This window comes from Actinokineospora sp. NBRC 105648 (assembly GCF_030269645.1).
Classification (GTDB): Bacteria; Actinomycetota; Actinomycetes; order Mycobacteriales; family Pseudonocardiaceae; genus Actinokineospora.
This window is the reverse complement of the sequence record NZ_BSTR01000007.1, coordinates 208,334-226,978: the sequence shown is the minus strand read 5'-3', so window position 1 is coordinate 226,978 and position 18,645 is coordinate 208,334. Positions and strand designations below refer to the sequence as shown.

Annotated in this window: 16 protein-coding genes; 4 read left to right on the top strand and 12 right to left on the bottom strand. The window is 72.5% G+C overall.

Annotation, left to right across the window (positions count from 1 at the left end):
• Window positions 1-6 precede the first annotated feature (6 nt).
• From QSK30_RS09870 to QSK30_RS09860, 3 genes are read left to right on the top strand one after another with little or no spacing between them, the layout of a single operon-like run.
• Window positions 7-579: a DUF3558 domain-containing protein gene (locus QSK30_RS09870; RefSeq protein ID WP_285501568.1), complete on the top strand. Its 573-nt coding sequence runs from the start codon at window positions 7-9 to the stop codon at window positions 577-579.
• A 25-nt stretch (window positions 580-604) separates the two neighbouring features.
• Window positions 605-2,299 carry a hypothetical protein gene (locus tag QSK30_RS09865; protein ID WP_285501566.1) on the top strand — a complete coding sequence of 565 codons (1,695 nt, stop codon included), beginning with the start codon at window positions 605-607 and terminating at the stop codon, window positions 2,297-2,299.
• 6 nt (window positions 2,300-2,305) lie between these two features.
• Entirely contained in the window at window positions 2,306-3,076 is a 771-nt protein-coding gene (locus QSK30_RS09860; protein ID WP_285501564.1) for an ESX secretion-associated protein EspG, read from the top strand.
• A gap of 6 nt (window positions 3,077-3,082) precedes the next feature.
• Here QSK30_RS09860 and phoU read toward each other — a convergent pair whose 3' ends face one another.
• The 5 genes from phoU to dusB all read right to left on the bottom strand — a co-directional run bounded on the left by phoU (window position 3,083) and on the right by dusB (window position 11,579).
• A complete protein-coding gene (gene phoU, locus QSK30_RS09855; protein WP_285501562.1) occupies window positions 3,083-3,748 on the bottom strand; it encodes a phosphate signaling complex protein PhoU in 666 nt (221 codons plus the stop codon).
• A 72-nt stretch (window positions 3,749-3,820) separates the two neighbouring features.
• Entirely contained in the window at window positions 3,821-8,665 is a 4,845-nt protein-coding gene (locus tag QSK30_RS09850) for an LCP family glycopolymer transferase (RefSeq protein WP_285501561.1), read from the bottom strand.
• Window positions 8,666-8,884: 219 nt separating this feature from the next.
• A complete protein-coding gene (locus tag QSK30_RS09845) occupies window positions 8,885-9,817 on the bottom strand; it encodes a GGDEF domain-containing protein (RefSeq protein WP_502871812.1) in 933 nt (310 codons plus the stop codon).
• A 164-nt stretch (window positions 9,818-9,981) separates the two neighbouring features.
• The gene (locus QSK30_RS09840) at window positions 9,982-10,440 is read right to left on the bottom strand and encodes a hypothetical protein (RefSeq protein ID WP_285501559.1); all 459 of its coding nucleotides are present in this window, start codon (window positions 10,438-10,440) and stop codon (window positions 9,982-9,984) included.
• Complete coding sequence (gene dusB, locus QSK30_RS09835; RefSeq protein WP_502871811.1) at window positions 10,440-11,579, bottom strand: tRNA dihydrouridine synthase DusB; 1,140 nt, start codon at window positions 11,577-11,579, stop codon at window positions 10,440-10,442. Before dusB ends, QSK30_RS09840 begins: the two co-directional genes overlap by 1 nt.
• Before the next feature lie 112 nt (window positions 11,580-11,691).
• Between dusB and QSK30_RS09830 the strand changes: the two genes are divergently transcribed.
• Window positions 11,692-11,988 carry a hypothetical protein gene (locus QSK30_RS09830; RefSeq protein WP_285501557.1) on the top strand — a complete coding sequence of 99 codons (297 nt, stop codon included), beginning with the start codon at window positions 11,692-11,694 and terminating at the stop codon, window positions 11,986-11,988.
• 322 nt (window positions 11,989-12,310) lie between these two features.
• Here QSK30_RS09830 and QSK30_RS09825 read toward each other — a convergent pair whose 3' ends face one another.
• From QSK30_RS09825 to QSK30_RS09795, 7 genes are all read right to left on the bottom strand, one after another.
• Window positions 12,311-12,550, bottom strand: coding sequence for a tRNA-dihydrouridine synthase (locus QSK30_RS09825; protein WP_285501555.1), 240 nt, complete (start codon window positions 12,548-12,550; stop codon window positions 12,311-12,313).
• Between the two features lie 17 nt (window positions 12,551-12,567).
• Window positions 12,568-13,530, bottom strand: a complete 963-nt coding sequence (locus tag QSK30_RS09820) for a prolipoprotein diacylglyceryl transferase (RefSeq protein ID WP_285501553.1) — start codon at window positions 13,528-13,530, stop codon at window positions 12,568-12,570.
• 88 nt (window positions 13,531-13,618) lie between these two features.
• The gene (locus tag QSK30_RS09815) at window positions 13,619-14,515 is read right to left on the bottom strand and encodes a phosphotransferase (RefSeq protein ID WP_285501552.1); all 897 of its coding nucleotides are present in this window, start codon (window positions 14,513-14,515) and stop codon (window positions 13,619-13,621) included.
• 40 nt (window positions 14,516-14,555) lie between these two features.
• Entirely contained in the window at window positions 14,556-15,680 is a 1,125-nt protein-coding gene (locus QSK30_RS09810; RefSeq protein WP_285501551.1) for a saccharopine dehydrogenase family protein, read from the bottom strand.
• Window positions 15,673-16,716, bottom strand: coding sequence for a saccharopine dehydrogenase (locus QSK30_RS09805; protein ID WP_285501549.1), 1,044 nt, complete (start codon window positions 16,714-16,716; stop codon window positions 15,673-15,675). The genes QSK30_RS09810 and QSK30_RS09805 overlap by 8 nt, the downstream gene beginning before the upstream one ends.
• 14 nt (window positions 16,717-16,730) lie before the next feature.
• Window positions 16,731-17,798 (bottom strand): cytochrome P450, encoded by a 1,068-nt coding sequence (locus tag QSK30_RS09800; RefSeq protein WP_285501547.1) that lies wholly within the window; start codon window positions 17,796-17,798, stop codon window positions 16,731-16,733.
• A 5-nt stretch (window positions 17,799-17,803) separates the two neighbouring features.
• Window positions 17,804-18,643: an isocitrate lyase/PEP mutase family protein gene (locus tag QSK30_RS09795; RefSeq protein WP_285501545.1), complete on the bottom strand. Its 840-nt coding sequence runs from the start codon at window positions 18,641-18,643 to the stop codon at window positions 17,804-17,806.
• Window positions 18,644-18,645: the final 2 nt, after the last annotated feature.

Here is an 18,645-nt window from a genome sequence, read left to right as displayed (position 1 = left end):
CTGATCATGGGATACGGGGGATTCGTGCGCAGGTCGGCCTGGGTCGGTGCGGTTTCGGTCTTGCTCCTGGGACTCGCCGCGTGTTCCGACTCGACAGCGGGTAGCCCCGTGGCCAGCGGTGGTACAACGACGGGCACCACCACGAAGCCCAACACGCCGTCGACGACCGGGTCGTCCGGGCCGTCGCTCAAGTCGCTGGACCCGTGTGAGCTGATCTCCAGCAGTGCGGCCAAGTCGATCGGGATCACCGGTGCCCCGAGACCCAAGACCACTGGCAAATCGCGCACGTGCACCTGGCGGGTCGACAAGGGCAGCATCGCGGACAGCTACACGATCACCCTGGTCCTGTTCGAGGATGCCGGGATCAAGGACGTAGTCGCCGACGGTGAGATCAAGGAGGTCTCGGTCGGGTCGCACAGCGGTGTCCAGGCACTTCGCCCGAACGACGGCGGGTGTGCGGTGGCCATCGGTGTCACCGACAAGTCGCGCGTCGACCTCCAGCTCGTTGGTGGGGACTCGGCGAAGTTGTGCGCGCCCGCGTTGGATGCTGCGAAGCTTGTGGAACCTGAGTTGCCGTGATGCGCCTGTCGTGGGAGGTCGAGTCATGCCTGGGCCGATGAGGACCGCCTACACCCCGCCCAAGGGGGATCCGCGGGCGACGGACGTCTCCGACCCGTCGAGTCCGAACTACGACCCGCGGGATCCCGGGTATGACCCGACCTACGACCCGCGCAGTCCGTACTACATCGACCGCAAGGGCACCTCCGACACCAGTGCCGATGTCCAGGGGCAGGCTGAGCAGCAGGTCGACCAGGACATCGACAACTCGCACTGGTGGGAGATCTGGAAGCGGTTCAGCCGCAACAGCGACGTGCGGGAGCAGTACAACCAGGAGATGTCGGCGCAGGCCCAGCAGCTCGCGCACGGGGTCGAGCTGCGGCAGGCACCGGGGATGCGGAGTACGAACTACCAGAGCTACGAGCACTCGGCGCTCAAGCCGATGGTGACCCAGGACGTCGATCCGGACCAGGTCGGCGAGATGGGTGACCTGTACCTGGGCGCGGGCAACGCGATGACCCGGTTCCAGACCGAGGTGGCGAGCGCGATCAACGACAGCCGGGCCGACTGGCAGGGCGAGGCCGGGGACTCGGCGCGCACGTTCATGGCCGACGTCGGCAACTGGGTGGGCAAGGCCGGGCAGAGCGCGCAGTTGGCGGGCACCCAGGCCGGGATCCAGTCGAGCGCGCTGGCCGAGGCGAAGAACTCGATGCCCGACGAGGTGCCCTTCGACGCCGCGGCGGCGAACCGGGACCTGATGACCACGACGAACCCGCTCGACCTGGTGCGCAAGGGCGCGCAGTACATGGCCGAGTACCGGGAGAGCCAGTCCGCGCACGCCGAGGCCGCGCGGGTCGTGGGGACCTACGACGGCAGCCTGGGCAGCTCGTCGACCATGCCCGCCTTCGCCACGCCGCCGACCATGAGCGGCGGGGGCGACGAAGGCAAGGGCGAGAAGGAAGGCGTCGACAAGGTCGAGAAGCCCAAGACGGGCACCGTCGACGTCGGTGGGGACGACGGCGGGGGGCGACCGAGCACGTTCAGCGGCGGTGACGGCTCCGACGGTGGTACGCACCAGGTGAAGCCGCCCGGCGGTGGGGGCGACACCGGCGGCGGGAACGGGACCGGCGGCGGGACCGGCAGGCCACCTGGCACGCCCGGGATCCCGACCTTCCCCGGTGACAACGGCACCAACCCCGGCAACTGGCCGGGTCCCGGCACCCAGCCGGGCACCCCCGGCTACCCCGGCAACATCCCCGCGGGCAACAACGCGGGCCCCGGCAACAACCAGGGCGGGCTGCCGGGTGGGTTCGCGCCCATCGGCGGCGGTGGGCCCTTCACCGGTGGCGAGGACTCGCTGCGTGGCGGACGGGGCGGCGGCGGTGCGGGCGGAGGTCGCGGCTTCGGCGGCGGCGCGGGTGGCGGTGCTGGCGGGGGCGGCATGGCTGGTGGTGCTGAGGGCGTGCGCGGCGGCGTCGGCAAGCCCGGCGGTATCGGTGCGGGTGGCGCGTCCGGGGTCGGCGCGTTGGCGGCCGAGCACGCGGCGGCGGGCGGTCGCGGTGGTGCCGCGGCGGCCGGTGGTCGGGGTGCTCCGGGCGCGGGCGGTATGGGTGCCGGGGGCGGACGCGGCCAGGGTGGTGAGGACGAGGAGCACCAGCGGCCCTCGTACCTGGTCGAGGCCGACCCGGACGAGGTGTTCGGCACCGACGAGATGACCGCGCCACCCGTGATCGGCGGCTAGGCCTCGATGCCACCACGCTCGTTCTCGCTGTCGCTCGCCGCGGTCGACACGCTCGCCCAGGTGTTGCGGGTCAACGTCCGGCTGTTCCCGTTCGAGGTCCCGAGTTTCGGTCAGTTCGAAGAGGACCGTGACCGCATCGCGCGGGCGGTTTTCACCGACCTGACCAACCGCGGGCTGATCCACCGCAACCAGATCGCCCCGGATGTCGAGGCGGCGCTTGGTGTCTGCGCCGACCACGACGTCGCGGTCGCCGCGATGGGGACTGTCGACAAAGACCGTCCGATCCGGGCACGGGCTGCGGCGGCTGGGAACACCGGGGTGCTGGCTGTCCAAGAAGGACAGTCGATCCGGTTCGAGCTGATCAGCCCGTCGGGGTTGGCCCGCGCGCTGGTCGACCTGCTGCCCAGGGCCGGTGCGGGCCCGGGGCAGTCGGTGTTGGTCACCGAGCCCGCGCCGCGACCGGAGCAGAGTGGCGGGTTCGTCCAGCAGGTCCGCGCGCCGAGGTCCACTTCGGACACCCAACTGCGGCTCGCGGCCACCATGCTGGAGCGCCCGCGCACCGGCTACGGGTTCTTCGCCGTCACCGGGCGCGGCAGGCACGGCCGGGAGGTCGAGGTCGGCAGCGTCGGCTGGATCGACACCGACGCGGGCCGCTACCTGTCGGTGAGCAGGCCGCAGCCCGACGGCGCGCTGCGCGCGACGTACTCACCCGCGGACAGCGGACGGCTCACCCAGCAGCTGGGTGAGCTCGTCACGTCCGCCGTGCCGAGGCGCTGAGAGCGCCTACAGGTCCTCGTCGTTGGTGGTGCCCGGCAGCCTGCCGGTGACCACGAACACGACCCGCTTGGCCACCGACACCGCGTGGTCGGCGTAGCGCTCGTAGAACCGGCCGAGCAGGGTCACGTCGACCGCCGAGGCGACGCCGTGGTCCCAGTCCTTGTTCATGATCAGCGTGAACAGGTGCCGGTGCAGGTCGTCCATCTCGTCGTCGGCGTCCTCGAGGGCGCGCGCCGCGGCCACGTCCTGGCTGCGGATGACGTCCTCGGCCTTGCGCGCGAGCTGCACCGCGACGCGGCCCATCTCGGCGAAGTAGCCGTTGACCGGGTCCGGGAGCACGTGCGCCGGGTGCCTGCGCCGCGCGGCCTTGGCCACGTGCAGGGCCAGGTCGCCCATCCGCTCCAGGCTCTCCGCGGCGTGGATCGCCGCGAGCACGGTCCGCAGGTCGGTCGCCACCGGCGCCTGCAGCGCCAGCAGGGCGTACGCCTGCTCCTCGCACGCCGAGCGCGCGTCGTCGATCTTCTCGTCGCCGCTGATCACCTGCTCGGCGATGCTCAGGTTCGCCTCGAGGAGAGCGCGCGTGGCGAGCTCCATCGCCTCGGCGACCTGGGAGCACATGCCCGCCAGCTTGTCGGCGAGCTGTCCTAGTTCGAGATGGTAAGCCTCACGCATGCCGCACAGCCTAGAGCGCCGACAACAGGCGTCGTGCCATCGCGGGGTAAACCGAAGATGAACGGGGTGCGACTAGGCGCAGTTCACATCTCCGCCGTTGACGGTGGAGAGGTCCTGCGGCAGCGGCGCGGGCGCCGGTGCGGGGGTCGGGCCGCTGCCTGGGGCGTTGACCTGGCCGTTGAAGTCGGGGCCGAGCACCAGGATCAGCGCGGCACCCATGCCGGGGTCCTCCTGGAGCAGCGCCCCGGGGATCGATGAGGCCAGTGTCTGCGCGGCGCCCTCGTGGCCCTTGCCGTAGCGCACCACGGACTTGGGCACCGACGGACCCGGGTTGACCTGCACGACGGTGTAACCGAAGGCCGCGAGCTTGTCGGCCGTGCGGCGCGCGATGTTGGCGGTGGGGTTGCCGCCGTTGAGCACCTGGATCTTCAGCGTCTTCGGGTCGGCGGGCTGCGGCTCTTGGCGCAGCGGCGCGGCCTGCTGGGTGCTGCCACCCTTGGGCGCGCCCGCGCGCTCACCCGGCAGCGGCTGGTCGTTGATGATCGCCTTGAACAGCGCGCTCGTGTCGTCCTTGCGCAGCACCTCGTTGCCGCGCGAGTTCGCCTCGCCGACGGTGGGCACGGTGATGAAGGTGACCCGGCCCGGCTCCAGGTCCTGCAGCGACTGGCCGAGCTGCATCAGCGACTCGACCCCGATGTTGTCGCCGAAGGTCGACTTGGACACCTCGTCGGTGAACTTGGTCAGCTTGCCCGGGTCGAGCAGCACCTGACCGGACATGGCCTTGCGCAGCAACGAGGACAGGAACCGCTGCTGGCGCTTGATCCGGCCGTAGTCCGAGGTCGGGTCGCCGCGCACGTGCCGGGCGCGCACGAAGTCCAGCGCCTGCTCGCCCTTGAGCGCGACCTCGGTGCCCGCCTCCTGCACGATCCACTTGTTCAGCTTGGTGTCGAACATCGGCTTCTCGACGCACACGTTCACCCCGTCGACCGCGTCGACCATGCCGCGGAAGCCGGTGAAGTCGATGCCGAGGAACCGGGTGATCTGCAGGCCGGAGATCTCCTGCACCACCTTGGTCACGCAGAGCGGGCCGCCCACCTGGTAGGCGGTGTTCATCTTGGCGGTCTTCTGCGCCACGACCTGCTCGCCGGTGTACTTGGCCGCCTTCGAGTCGAACCGCTCGCAGCCCGGCCGGTTGATCTCCAGGTCGCGCGGGAACGACACGACGACCACGCGCTTCCGGTCGGCCGGGATGTGCGCCACCATCACGGTGTCCGAGCGCGCGCCGGGGACCTTGCTGGTGTCGCCGACCCCCTCCTCGGCCTCGGCGCCCTCCCGGCTGTCGGAGCCGACCAGCAGGAAGTTCTCGTCGCCGCGCTGACCCTCGGCGTTCTGGATCGCGTCGGAGTTCGGGTCCAGCGCGCGGACCTGCTCGAACGCGTTGTCGGTGTACTCCTTGAAACCCCAGCCGATCCCGGTCGCGATGAACACCAAGATCGCGGTGGACCCGGAGAACACCTTCGCGATCAGCGACCACCGGCGCTTGGGCTTCTCGTCGTCCTTGGTGTCCCCACCATCCCCGCCGTTCCGGTCCCGGTCCTGGTTCCGGTCGACCGGGGCGACGACCACGGTCGGCTCGGCGGGCACCTGGCCGAGCTCGTCGAGCTTCTCGTCGAGCGCGGCGTCCTCGGCGGCCCACGGGGAGAGCTTGATGCGCTTGGACTTCTTGGCCTTCTCCTCGGCCTTCATCTCGTCGTGCACCTTGGAGAACCGGGCCAGGGTCTGGTCGACGCGCCTGCGCTTCTGCACGGCCTCGCCGATGGGCTCCATCTCGGTGGTCAGCCCCATGACGTCCTGGCTGGACGTGCCCGGCGGCGGGGTGAGCGGCACCCGCTCGGGCGCGGCCGCCTGGTCGGCGTCCGGGTGCGGCGGCATGGACGACTGGCCGGGCGGGATCTGGCGCGGGATGCCCGGCTTGCCGTTCGGGTCGCGGTGGCCCTGCTCCGCCGAGTCGCCGGGGATCGGCCGCTGACCGGTCCGCTGCGCGGGATCGCCGGGAACGGGGCGTTCACCGGTGTGGCCGCGCTGCCCGGGGAACGCGGGGCGCTGACCGGCGGGGCCGGGATCGGCTTGGCCCGCGAACTGCTCGCCGGGAACGGGTCGCTGCCCGGTGAAGTCCGGCCGCTGGGACTGCTCGCCCGGGATCGGTCGCTGTCCGGTGAAGTCCGGGCGTTGCGACTGCTCACCGGGGACGGGGCGTTGACCGGGGTGATCCGGGCGGTGGGACTGCTCACCGGGGACCGGGCGCTGACCCGTGAAGTCCGGGCGCTGGGACTGCTCGCCCGGGATCGGTCGCTGTCCGGTGAAGTCCGGGCGTTGCGACTGCTCGCCCGGAATGGGGCGCTGGCCGGTGAAGCCCTCTGCCGGGCCGGGTGCCTGCTCGCGCGGGAGCGGGCGTTGGCCGGTGAAGTCGGTCGGGTCGACTGCCGCGGGGCGTTCGCCCGGGGTCGGGTACTGGCCGGTGAGGCCCGGGGGCCTGCCGTTGCGCTGGCCAGGACCGTCCGGGGGCGGCACGGGGCGTTCACCGGACTGGCGCCCGGACCCCTGGTCCGCACGGTGCGGTTGCCTGCCGTGCACTGGGAACTGGCCGGAAGACTGCCCGCCTTGCCGCTCGTCCACGGGGGGCATCGGCGGGCGGCCCTGGGGGCGTTGGCCGGGGTGGGGCGCGCGACCCGAGGGTTGCGGGTGTTCCCCGAAGGGAGGTTCGTCAGGTGCCGGGGGGCGCTGGCCCGGGTGCGGCGCGCGACCGGAGGGCTGCGGGTGTTGCCCGAAAGGGAGTTCGTCGGGCAGCGGACCGCGGCCGGGAGGGCGTTGGCCTCGACCGGAAGGCACGAACGGGGGTTCGTCGTCGGTGAGCGGGCGGGGCCGCTGACCCGGGTGCGGCTGGCGACCGGAGGGTTGCGGCTGCTCGCCGAACGCGGACTCGTCGTCGCGGGGCAGTGGACCCCGCGGCCGTGGGCCGGGCTGGGGTGCCCGGCCTGCGGGCGGCTGTCCGAAGGGCGCCTCGTCGTTGGGCTGCGGTCCTCGAGGGCGCTGGCCGGGGTGCGGCGCGCGCCCGGATGGCTGCGGGTGTTCGCCGAACGGGGGCTCGTCGGGCTGGGCCGCGCGGGGCCGTTGGACCGCGGGTCCGCCGAAGGCGTCGTCGTTGGGGAACGGGGTGCGGCCGCGAGGGTGATCGGCGGACTGCTCATCGGCGAACGGGGCGGGCAGCGCGAACGGGGCGTTGTTCGACGGCTGGGGGCGCCTGTTCGGGAGCACAGGACCGCGGCCGGGCGCCTGGGGGCGCTCCTCGCCGGCCGGCGGGCGGAGGGGGGCGGGAGCGCCCTCGCCGTACGGGAACTCCGGGGTGCCCGGCGGGTGCAGCGGGCCCGCGGGCGGCTCGTCGGCGGTGAGGTGCCGGGCGGGCGGCGGCGTCGGGTTGCCGGGGAGCGAGCGCTGGGCGTCGGCCCGGCCGCGGGCGGCGGACTCGGCGAACGTCTCCTTCTTGGCCCGCTTGCCCACCGGGGCGTTGCCGAGCAAGTCGGCCACCGACTTCGGCAGGGCGTCCTCGGCGACTGCTGGCGCGGGTCGCTCCGCGGGCTGGCCCGTGGAGCGCGCCAGGATGTCGGCGGGCACCGAGTGCGTGGACGTCCGCGTCCGGCGTGACTCCGGCGGGCTGACCGGCGGTGTCTGGACCGGCGCGACTGGCTGGGGCGGAGCGGGCGGGGGCTGGACGGGCTCGCTGTCCGCACCCGCGCCGCGGCGCGCACCGAACGCGGCGCCGAGCGACGTCGGTGCCGGGCGGCTGGGAACCTGCTCTGCCTGCGGGGCTTGGCCGCGGCTGTCGTCGAGAGCCCGGCGGGGGCCCGGTTGCGGCCGGTCACCGAACGTGTCCAGCGGGTTCGCCGGTGGGCTGACGTCGGCGCGGGAACGCCTGGCGTGGCCTGAGGGGGCGTCGTTGATGGCTGGAGCAGTGTCGACGGGCGGTTCCGGTGCCCGGCGACGACCGGTGGGTACCCGGCGGCCCGCGAGTTCGGCGGCGTCGCCGACCGGCTGGCCGATGGGCGCGGCGGCGTTGTCGACGCGCGGGAGGTTCGCGGGGATGCCCGCGTTTCCGGCGCGGTAGTCACCGGCGGGCTCGGGGGTCCGGGCGCGCCTGCCGCTTGTCGGCTCAGGGCTGTTTCCGCTGCGCCTGCCCGCTGCCGGTCGGTCGAAGTCTCCAGGGCGGGGACCGACGGGCGGGTCCCCGGCGCGGTATCCACCAACGGGCTCGGGGCCACTTCCGGCGTAGGGACCGTCCGCCTGCTCGATCGGGTCCGCGGCGCGATGCCCACCTGCGGGGCGGCTCTGGGGCTCGGGGTCCGGGGCGGCTCGGCGACCGCTGGGTTCTGGCGCGGCGCGGCGGGAGCGGGGCTCGTCCGGGGCGGCTCGGCGGCCAGTGGGTTCGGGGCGACCAGGGAGTTCTGCCTGATCAGGGAGTTCTGCGTGGCCAGGCGCCCCCGAGCGACCGGGGACCTCAGTGCGACCAGGGGAATCCGTGCGGCCAGGAGAATCTGGGGCGGCGCGGCGAGCCCGGGGCTGCGAGCCTGCGTCGTCGTGTCGGGGTGGGCCTGTCTCCGGCGCCGCGCGCCTGCCGGTGGGGGCTGGGGCCTGGTGTCCGCCGGGGGCCTGGTGTCTCGGTATCTCTTCCGGCTCGGGGACCGGCTGCACCGGGGTGAGGTTCGTCTTCGACCCGGTGTGCCGCTCGACGAGGTCCGAGACGCTGACCCCGCCCGCCCCCTCCATCGAGCGGCGTCGGCGGCGCGGCTGCTCGGTGGGGTCCGGGGCGCGGCGCTTGCCGCCTGAGGGGGAGCCCGGTTCGCGGTCGTAGTCGTCGGGCACCCGTGCTCCTTCCGCGGTACTGCGCGAACCGTTGTCAGTTGGTTATCAACACGTTGCTGTGCCGCGCTCGGTTGCTTACCCGATCGTGTCACGCTGCGGGTGCGATAGTACGGATGGCTGTCCCCCGTGACGACGGCAGTCCGAAGTTTGTTCACTATCAGTACGAAATTCTTCCGATAGCTCTAGCCCAACTGGGCTATCGCTGCCCGGATGATCTCGTTACCGCGCTGACGCCCGCGGTGCGCTCACCGCGCGTCGACCGGCGGCGGCCCCGGCCAGGTGAGCCTTGCCGTCGAGCAGGTATGCGACAGCGTTGCGACCGGACTGCTTCGCCGTGTAGAGCAAGGCGTCCGCCTCGCGCAGCTGACGCTCCGGAGCAGCCGGTGTGTTGTCCGCCACTCGGATGGCGGGTTCGTGGGCCAGGCCGATGCTGACCGTCACGCGCAGCCCGAGCACCAGACTCGACCACGCGAATCCCTCCACGCGCGCGCGTGCCGCCTCGGCGAGCGCGACGGCGGCGGAGCGGTCGACCCCGGGGAACACGAGCACGAACTCCTCGCCGCCGTAGCGAGCGCAGAAGCCGTTCTCGGGCAGGCCCTGCTGCAGCAGCTCGACCACGCGCTGCAGCACGCGGTCGCCGACCAGGTGGCCGAAGGTGTCGTTGACCTGCTTGAACCAGTCCAGGTCGACCAGCGCCACGGCCAGCCCGTCGGCCCGGCCCTGCTCGGCGACCAGGTCGACCAGCCGCTGGTCGAGGTAGCGGCGGTTGTAGCTGGCGGTCAGGCTGTCCCGGATGCTCTGCTCGTGGGCCTCGGCGTGCTCGCGGCGCAGCCGGTCGACCTCGCGGCGGAACTGCTCGGGGATCTGCGGCGGCTCGCTGAGCTCGGACATCAGGTCGAGCGCGCTGCGCAGGTGCTGGTAGGCCTGCCGGTACTGACCGCGCGAGGCGAGCAGGGCGGCGATGGACTCGTGCAGGCTGACCAGGTTCGCCGCGTCGGCGGGGGGTTCGTCGGGGTTCTCGGCGCGCTCGGCGATCGCGGGGTGGCGCAGCGGAATGGTGGGTTCGCTGACCCGGTGGTCCCGCCACGGGCTATCCCGCTGGTCGGGCTCGGGCTTGGCGACACCTCGTCCCAGAACGGCCACCGCGGTCACCTCCCTACGTACGTGTGTGTCGTCCGGAATGACGTGACCCTTGAGCGACCGGGACGCATGGACGCAGGAATTCCCCCTACTGGTGGACCCCACACTGCTCCATACCGGTGATGGATCCGCAGGCCAGTAGCCCTCCGCGCTCGTTTGGGCTCACCCGTTCGGCGTCAGCTGGTCGGGCACGGGGTGAAGCCGTAGGCCTTGCCGTCGAGCACCACGACCCGCTGCGAGCCGATCTGCTCGGCCAGCGTCGCGGTGTCCCGCCGGATGCGGATGGACACCCCGACCACGAACACGTCCCCGCGCGGGGGCTTGCTCGCGTTCTCCGGCGTCCACTTCGTGTCGGGGCGGAGGGTGGACAGCGCGGGCTCGATGCGCAGGGTGAGGTCGCCGAGGTTGCAGAGCCGGTCAGTGAAGTCCGGGTGCTGGGTGCGCCGCAGGAACTCGCGCTGGGCCGTGGGGCCCTCGCCGCCCGCCTCGTTCAGGTCGGAGAAGTAACGGCTGACCACGGAACGCTCCTGGTCAGGGGTGCCGCCCTCGTCCCGCGGCACGGCGCTGCCGGTGATCGTCGTCGAGCAGCCCGACGCGGCCAGGACCGCGAGCAGGACCGCCGGTGCGCGGCGCATCAGCCCCCCGAGTGCATGAGTTCGGCGCCCTCCGGGACGGCCGCGTCCTCCGGGTCGTCCAGCCAGCCCTCGGGAAGCACGACCCGGCCGGGCGACCCCTGCCGCCCGCGCGGCCCCTCGGCGTCGGGCGGGTAGGGGGCGTCGTGGTCGAGCCGGGCGATCAGGTCCTCGATCTCGGTCAGCGTGCTGACCATGGCGAACGACCGGCGGATGTCGGCCCCGATCGGGAAGCCGCGCAGGTACCAGGCCATGTGCTTGCGCAGGTCGCGGACACCCTTGTCCTCGCCGATGTGCGCGGTGAGCAGGGTGGCGTGCCGGTGCAGGATGGCGGCGACCTCGCCGAGCGAGGGCCCCGCGGGGATCTCCTGGCCGGTGAACGCGGCGTGCAGCTCGCGGAACAGCCACGGCCTGCCCAGGCAGCCGCGCCCGACGACGACACCGTCGCAGCCGGTCTGCTCCACCATCTTGATGGCGTCGGTGGCGTCGAAGATGTCACCGTTGCCCAGGACGGGAACGGTGGTGACAGCTTCCTTGAGCCGCGCGATGTGCGACCAGTCCGCCTGCCCGGAGTACCGCTGCGCGGCCGTCCGCGCGTGCAGGGCGACCGCCACGGCCCCCTCGGACTCCGCGATCCGCCCGGCGTCGAGGTAGGTGTGATTGTCCTCGTCGATGCCGATGCGGAACTTGACGGTGACCGGGATGCCCGCGGGCTCGGCGGCCCGGACAGCGGCCCGCACGATCTCGGCGAAGAGCCTGCGCTTGTACGGCAGCGCCGCGCCGCCGCCCTTGCGGGTGACCTTGGGGACGGGGCAGCCGAAGTTCATGTCCAGGTGGTCGGCGAGCCCCTCGGCGGCGATGATCGTGACCGCGTCGGTGACGTTCTTGGGGTCGACGCTGTAGAGCTGGAGCGACCGGGGGGACTCGTCGTCGCCGAAGGTCATCATCTCGAGGGTCTTGGAGTCCCGTTCGACGATGGCGCGGGCGGTGACCATCTCGCAGACGTAGAGCGAAGTGGGGCTGCCGAACTCCCGGCAGAGCTGTCGGAAGGCCACGTTGGTGATCCCGGCCATCGGCGCGAGCACGACGGGCGGGTTGACCGGGTACGGCCCGATCTTGAAGGAGGAGACAGCGGACGACACGGGCTCCAGGCTAGCCGGACAGGTCGGCGCCACAGTCCGATTCCCGTGTGGGTATGTGGGTATTGCCCAACTTGGCGCTCCGGGGTAGTTTGGAGCGTGAAGGGGGTGTGCCATGACGATGCTCGATGATTTCAGGCCGGTTGCCGAGGTGACGGCCGACGAGCGCGGCCGGGTCGCCATTGGCAAGGCAGGTGCACACAAAGACGATCGCTACGCCGTCTCGATGAATGCTGACGGAGCCATCCTGTTGACGCCGTTGGCGAGTATCCCGAAGCGGGAACTCCTCGTCTGGGAGGACGACGAACTGCGAGCTTCGTTGTTTCGCGGTCTTGCCGACGCGGCTGAAGGCAACGTGCGCCCCCTGTCCTGGGTGACCTCAGAAGACGACGAGGACGAAGACGACGCGTGAGTGCTCCACCCTTCGAGCTCGTCTACGCAGCTGAGGCGGCCAAGGTCCTCAACGATCTGCGAGCCAAACAGCAATATGCTTCGAAGTTGAAGAAGGTGCGCAAGGCTCTTCGACTGCTCGAACAGGTCGGGCCGAGACACCCCGGGCTGCACTCACACAACTACCAATCAGTCCCCGGTCCGGGGGGTGCTCCGTTGTGGGAGTCCTACGTCGAGAACAAGACCCCGTCAGCGTGGCGCATTTGGTGGATCTACGGACCTCGCGACGGCCAGTTGACGATCGTGACGGTCGGCCCGCACCCGTAGCGCCGACTGTGAGGTTGTCAGGGTGTTGACGTCGGGCAGCCGAAGTTCATGTCCAGGTGGTCGGGGAGGCCGCCGGCGGCGGTGATCGTGACGGCGTCGGTGACGTTCTTGGGGTCGACGCTGTAGAGCTGGAGCGACCGGGGGACTCGTTGTCCACGCCGTGTGGTCGCGGATCTTCGCGAACGTGATCGCCTGACCGGTACTCGGCGTCCCGGTACTCGGCACTCCGGGAACCAGCCGGTGCCATGGTCGCCCATGGCACGGGCTGGTCGGGTCAGCAGGTGGGGGTGCCGCCGTGGTCCAGGTCGGAGTACCACTCGGACAGGGCGGGGTCGGCGGGCTCCTCGGGGGTGAGGTTGTCGAACACGTCCCCGTTGTCGTGGTCGTCGTGGCCCCCGTGGTGATCCCCGTGGCCGCTGTCGTGGTCGCCGAAGGGGTCCTCCTCGGTGGGGATCTCCATCGGGACGTCGTCCACCGGGGAGCCGTCGTGCCCGGTGGTGTCCTCGGTCGACCCGGTGTCCTCGTCGGTGGTCGGGGTGTCCTCGTACTCGGAGTCGGGGGACTCGTCAGTGGTGGAGGTGTCCTCGAAGTCGGAGTCCTTGGGGTCGCTCGGGTCGTGCGCGCCGGTGTCCTCGGTGCCGGACTCGTGGGTGCCGGTCTCGGTGGTCTCGGTGCCGGAGTCCTTGCCCTCGGTGCCCGTGTCCTCGGTCCCCGTGCTGGTGTCCTCGGTACCGGCGGTGCTCGTGTCCTCGGTGCCGGGACTGGTGTCCTCGGTACCCGAGTCCTTGCCTTCGGTGCCGGTGGTGTCGGCGTCCTTGCCCTCGGTGGGGGGCTCGTCCGTGGTGGCCTTGTCGTCGACGGGCTGGTTCTCGAAGCCGCCGTCCTCGGGTGCGTTGGCGGGGACGTCCTGGGTGTGGTCGGTGTTCTCGTCGGTGGTCGGGTGCGCGGGCGGCAGCGAGTCGGCGCCGCCCTGGCCGTGCTCGTTCCAGGTGCCCTCGCCGCTGGGGTCGCGGTAGGCGGACTCGGCGACGCCGTCGTCGTTGTAGTCCAGCAGCGCGGTGTCGGCGACGCCGTCGCCGTCGGAGTCCCACATCCGGTCGTCGTAGCGGCCGTCGCCGTCGAAGTCGACGGCGATCGCGTCGTTGGTGCCGTCACCGTCGACGTCCACGTTGGCCGCGCCGTGGTGCACGTTCGGGTCGGCCTCGCCGGTGCCGAACCGGTACTCGATGTCCGCCATGTCTGCCCCCTACTGGGTCGAAGTCGTCGGGTAGACGTGCGTACCCCCGACCCGGTTCCGCAGCGCCGCGGCGGAGGATATCCGGTGTTCAGTCGGTAAAGGACGGTTTCGCCAAGGCAACCAGGGTGGCCAGTGGCGCGTCCGCGAAGTCGCTCGGCGCCGCGGCCACCGCCCGGTGCCACACCAGGGCCCGGGCGATCTTCCCCACGCGGCAGGCCAGTTCGAGGTCATCGCGCAGCTCGGCGCGGGTGCCGAGGTCGGTGAACGGTTCCAGGTAGGCGTCGACCGCACCTGCCCTGGCGGCCTCGGGGAGCATGCTCAGCGGCACCAGCAGGGAGGCGAACGGGTGGGCCACGACGCTGTCGCCCCAGTCGTAGAAACGGCCGTCCGGTAAGACATTCCCCGCATGTAGGTCGTTGTGGTCGATGCTCGCCGGGACCGCGGACGCGGCCAGTCGGGCGCACCAGTCGGCCACCTCGGGGGCCAGCGCGGCGATGGACTCGGGCACGCCGTCGATGAGCCGTAGGGCCTCGGCGAAGCGGGCGGGCAGGATCGCCGGGCGCATGTCGGCGACGCCCGCGGCGAGCAGCGCGTCGACGTGCGGGGCGAGGTCGCGCTGCAGTTGTCCGTACCTGGCAAGGAAATCCGGGAGCGCGGCCCCGTCGGGCAGGGTCGGGCCACCGTCGGGCAGCACGATCCAGCCGCGCTCGCGGTCGGTGGCGATCGGGGTCAGCACGCGGTCGGGGACCACCGGGTGCAGCACCTCGTAGAGCCCGGCCTCGAACGCCGTGTCCGGTCCCATCGCCTTGAACCACACGCGTCCGGCCGTGGTCGGGGCGGCGAACACCGTCGACCACGGCCGCACCCGCGGCTCCTCGATCTGCCCGACCCGCCGGGCACCCGCCGCGGCGAGCCGCTCGTCGAGCCAGCCCACCGCCTGGTCGCGCCAGCCCTGGGTCCGCCACACCGCCACTCCGGATTCCACCGGCCCACTGTGGTCCATCCGGTGGCGGGCCGCAGGTCGATTACCGCTGGGTAGTGGTGATCCCGTGCTGGGCCAGGCCGTCGAGCCACCGGCGGGCGGACTCGGGGCCCTCGGCGGCGCGGTGCAACCCGGCGGGCGTCCGGTCGGAAAGGACCTCACCGATCCCGACCGCGAGTGGGGTGGACACCAGCCGGGCCATCGCGCTGTCGGTGTCGTCGCCGACCAGGTCGAGCACGTGCTCGCCCGACCAGGAGCCGTCCGGACCCGTCGCGGCCAGTCGCACGGCGAGCACGACGCGGTCGCGGTCGGCGTCGGTGGTCGGGTAGCGGGCGGCCAGTTCCGTTGCCAGCGCGGTGATCCGGTCCGGGTCCGGGTCGCGCAGCTCGGCGAACACCGGTGCCCACGCGTCGCGCCAGCCCTGCAAGCGCAAAGTGCCGCGCACGAAGGTGTTCAGCGTCCAAGACGCCGGAATCCCGTACTGCGCGATGAAGGGGAGGCTGTCGCGGTTGGGGTAGACCTCGAACGTCTCGCCGCCGAGCACGTGGTCGGTCACGGCTTCCCACGGGCGTTCGGCGACCTGCTCGGCGCCGTCGCCGAGGTAGCGGGCCGGGGAGAGCAGCGCGGTCAGCACGCCGCGCGGTGCCCAGCTGAACCGGTAACGGAACTCGTTGGCGACCGCGGGGATCCCGCCGCAGTACGAGGTGAACTCGACCGTCAACGGTTGTGCGCCAAGGGTTTCCTCGGCGCGGGCGACGAGGTCGTGCGCGAGCAGGTGGTCGATGCCGGGGTCCAAGCCCGCCTCGGTGAGCAGCACGATGCCCGCATCCGTTGCCGCCTGGGCGTATTCCGCGATCTCCGGGGAGACGTAGCTGGTGTTGGCGTAGTGCGCGCCGGTGGCCAGGCAGAGCTCGAGCAGCCGCACGTGCTCGCTCGCCGGCAGCATGGACACGACGACGTCGCCCCGGCTCGGCGCCAGTTCGTCCAGAGCTCGCGCGGCTACCCGGCCGGTGAGCCCGAGCCGCTCGACGCACGCGCCAGCCTTCTCGACTGTTCGTCCATAAAGGACAACGGTCGCCGTCTCCGCGAGCACCCGGACGCCGCTTCCGGTGGACAGACCGGTACCGACCCAGTGCACGGTCCCGCTCGCCGGTACCCGCTCAGCCATGACCGTTCTCCTTGACCGCCGCGTGGAAGTGCCCGAGTGCCCGCGCCCACGGGCCGCTGTCGTCGGCGCCGACCTGGCCGAGCTTGAGCAGGTGCGCCAACAGGTCCGCGGAGAACGCGGTGCTGGCCTCGCGCGGCAGCAGCGAGGGCAGGTTGTCGATGGCGATGATGTCGACCGGGTTGTCCGCGCGCAGCGCGCGGGCGGGCTCGTCCCAGTCGGTGATCCGGTCGTAGACCGGCAGGACGTTGCAGTCGGAGGTGACGTCGCAGGTGACGTCGGAGATCACCCGCAGCCGCCTGGCCGGGTCGTCGAGGTCGGCGTCGGTGAGGAACGGCGGCACCGGCTCGACCGTCAGCACGCCGTTGACCAGGATGTCGTGCGCGATGAGCGCGGCCTTGTCCAACACCCGGGTCTCGGCCAGGTCCCAGGCGGTCGGCTCGATGCCCGCCACCGCGAGGGCGTCGCGGGCACCCCGGCCGCTGCGCCCGAGAGCGCCGGTGACCAGGGCCTTCGTGTCGTCGCCATGGCCCGCGATGGCGGCGTCGAGCTCCGCGCGGGTCTGCGGGCGCAACGGCGTGCGCAGGGTGCCGCGCAGCTGTAGGACGGCCAACGCGGCGCCGACGTAGCCCGCCCAGTAGCCGAACGCGGCCAGCCTGCGGCCGGTGGCCTCGGTGAGGTACTCCAGGTCCAGCAGGGCGCCGCCGCCGTCGGTGAAGCGCTGGAGCAGCTCGCCCGCGCCGTCCTGGCCCTTGTAGGCGTGTCCGAAGTAGATATGCCGGTGGCGCAGCCGGGCGGGCTCGTCGGGCAGCTCCTTGAGGCCGACCACGATCACGTCGTCCGCCGCGTCGACCCAGCTCCCGGCCGCGACGACGGCACAGCCCGCCGCAGCGTAGTCCCCGATCGGGAACACCCGCTGCGGCGAGTCCTCCACGGTGACCGGGACACCCGCCTCGACCAGGGTCTTCGCGTCCCCGGGCACGATCGGCGCGCGGCGCTCGGTGGTGCGCACCTCGTGCCGCATCCACAGGACAGTCATGGGGCTCGGTCCTCTCACCCGGTGCGCAAGACCGGGATTCGGGCGTTCGCGGACGGACGGTAAGTCTCCAGCACGGCGGTGGCCCCGCGCTCGCGGACAGCGCGCACGACGCCGACGGCGATGGCGGTCGCGAGCACCTGTCCAGGACAGCGGTGCGCCCCCAGGCCGAAGGTGTAGATCTTGGTCCGCTCGCGGCCGGGGCGGAACACGTGCGGGTCGGGGTTCGCCGCCGGATCGCGGTTGGCCGCGGCGAGCAGGACCAGGACGGCCGAGCCCGCGGGCAGGTGGTGGCCCAAGACGTCGGTGTCCTCGGCGGTGAACCGGCGGGTGTTCTGGATCGGCGCGTCGTGCCGGGCGACCTCGGTGACGAACGCGGTCAGGTCGTCCGGCTCGGGCTCGCGGGCCAGGGCCAGCAGGGTGTTGCCGATCAGGCCCGCGGTGGCGTCAAACGTTTGCGACAGCAGGCCGACGGCGTTGGCGGGCAGCAGCGGGGACTCCGCCGCGCCCGCGGCCCGGACCAGCGCTCCGAGCAGGCTGTCGCTGTCGTCGCGCAGGTGCGGGCCCAGTAGGCCGAGCAGCTTCTCGGCCGCCGCGGCCGCGGCGGTGTTGTCCTGGGTCGTCGCGGTGGCGGGGATGCAGCGGACGAAGTCGCCGATCAGGGCTGCGGCCTCGGCGGACTGGCCCGCGTCGAGCCCGAGGAGCGTGGCCACGACCCGGGCCGGGACGTCGAACTGCAGCTCATCGGCGGTGCGCGCCGCATGGGCCGCGGTGTGCGCGAGGGCTTCGACCCGGGCGGCGTCCACCGTTCCCAGGGCCTTGAGCAGGGCCGACTTCAGCCGGGCTTGCGGCGCGCCGTCGGTCATCCGCGCCAAACCGCCGAAGACCGCACCGGCGGGCGTCCCGACGATGCCGCGGGGCACCGGCTCGGCTGCTGGGCGCACCCGACCTGCGGGGGCGGTGAGGACGGCCTCGACGGCCGCGGCACTTGCCGCGATCCACAAGCCGGTGTCGTCGAGGCCGAACGGTCGCTCGGCGACCAGGCGCGCGTAGGCCGGGTACGGGTCGGGCTCGTCAGCGCGCACGGCCGCTACGGTGCCATCAGCCCGTGGACCTGGGCGGTGGTCAGCGCGCCGGTGGTCAGGGTGAAGGTGCCGGACTCGGCGATCTCCTGGGCGGCGAGCACGGCGGCGGTCAGCGCGGCGCGCGGCAGGGCGGAGCCGAGGCTGACCCGGCGGGCACCGAGCTCGCCCAGCTTGGTCACCGAGCACTTGGCGGCGGCGCCGGTGGCCAGCACGTTGACCGGTTTGTCCACCGCCGCGCACACCGCGCGGATCGTCTCGACGTCGGGCAGGCCGGGGGCGTAGAGCACGTCGGCGCCTGCCTGCTCGTAGGCGCGCAGCCTGCGCAGGGTGTCGTCGAGGTCGGGCCTGCCGTGCAGGAAGTTCTCGGCCCTCGCGGTGAGGGTGAAGGGGAACGGCATCGCCCGCGCCGCCTCGACCGCGGCGGCGACCCGCTCGACAGCGAGGTCCAGGTCGTAGACCGGGTCGTCCGGCCTGCCGGTGGCGTCCTCGATCGACCCGCCGACCAGGCCCGCCTCGGCGGCCAGCCGGATGGTCTCGGCGACGTCCTCCGGCCGGTCGCCGAAGCCGTTCTCCAGGTCGGCGGCCACCGGCAGGTGGGTGGCCGCGACGATGGCGCGCGCGTTGGCCAGCGTGTCGTCCCGGGTGACCAGGTTGGCCCCGTCCGGGCGGCCGAGGCTGAAGGCCAGTCCGCCGCTGGTGGTGGCCAGGGCGCGGAAGCCGAGGCCGGTGAGCACCCGGGCGGTGCCCGCGTCCCACGGGTTGGCGATCACGAAGGCGCTCGGGCCCTGGTGGAGCTCGGCGAACGCGCGCGCCCGCTGGGCCTGGTCGGCCGCGTCGAGGTGCATGG

Excerpts from the sequence above, each read along its gene's own strand:
- QSK30_RS09870 (WP_285501568.1), top strand. The coding sequence starts at position 7 with ATGGGATACGGGGGATTCGTGCGCAGGTCGGCCTGGGTCGGTGCGGTT.
- QSK30_RS09865 (WP_285501566.1), top strand. The coding sequence starts at position 605 with ATGCCTGGGCCGATGAGGACCGCCTACACCCCGCCCAAGGGGGATCCG.
- QSK30_RS09860 (WP_285501564.1), top strand. The coding sequence starts at position 2,306 with ATGCCACCACGCTCGTTCTCGCTGTCGCTCGCCGCGGTCGACACGCTC.
- phoU (WP_285501562.1), bottom strand. The coding sequence starts at position 3,748 with ATGCGTGAGGCTTACCATCTCGAACTAGGACAGCTCGCCGACAAGCTG.
- QSK30_RS09840 (WP_285501559.1), bottom strand. The coding sequence starts at position 10,440 with ATGCGCCGCGCACCGGCGGTCCTGCTCGCGGTCCTGGCCGCGTCGGGC.
- QSK30_RS09830 (WP_285501557.1), top strand. The coding sequence starts at position 11,692 with ATGACGATGCTCGATGATTTCAGGCCGGTTGCCGAGGTGACGGCCGAC.
- QSK30_RS09825 (WP_285501555.1), bottom strand. The coding sequence starts at position 12,550 with ATGGGCGACCATGGCACCGGCTGGTTCCCGGAGTGCCGAGTACCGGGA.
- QSK30_RS09820 (WP_285501553.1), bottom strand. The coding sequence starts at position 13,530 with ATGGCGGACATCGAGTACCGGTTCGGCACCGGCGAGGCCGACCCGAAC.
- QSK30_RS09810 (WP_285501551.1), bottom strand. The coding sequence starts at position 15,680 with ATGGCTGAGCGGGTACCGGCGAGCGGGACCGTGCACTGGGTCGGTACC.
- QSK30_RS09805 (WP_285501549.1), bottom strand. The coding sequence starts at position 16,716 with ATGACTGTCCTGTGGATGCGGCACGAGGTGCGCACCACCGAGCGCCGC.
- QSK30_RS09795 (WP_285501545.1), bottom strand. The coding sequence starts at position 18,643 with ATGCACCTCGACGCGGCCGACCAGGCCCAGCGGGCGCGCGCGTTCGCC.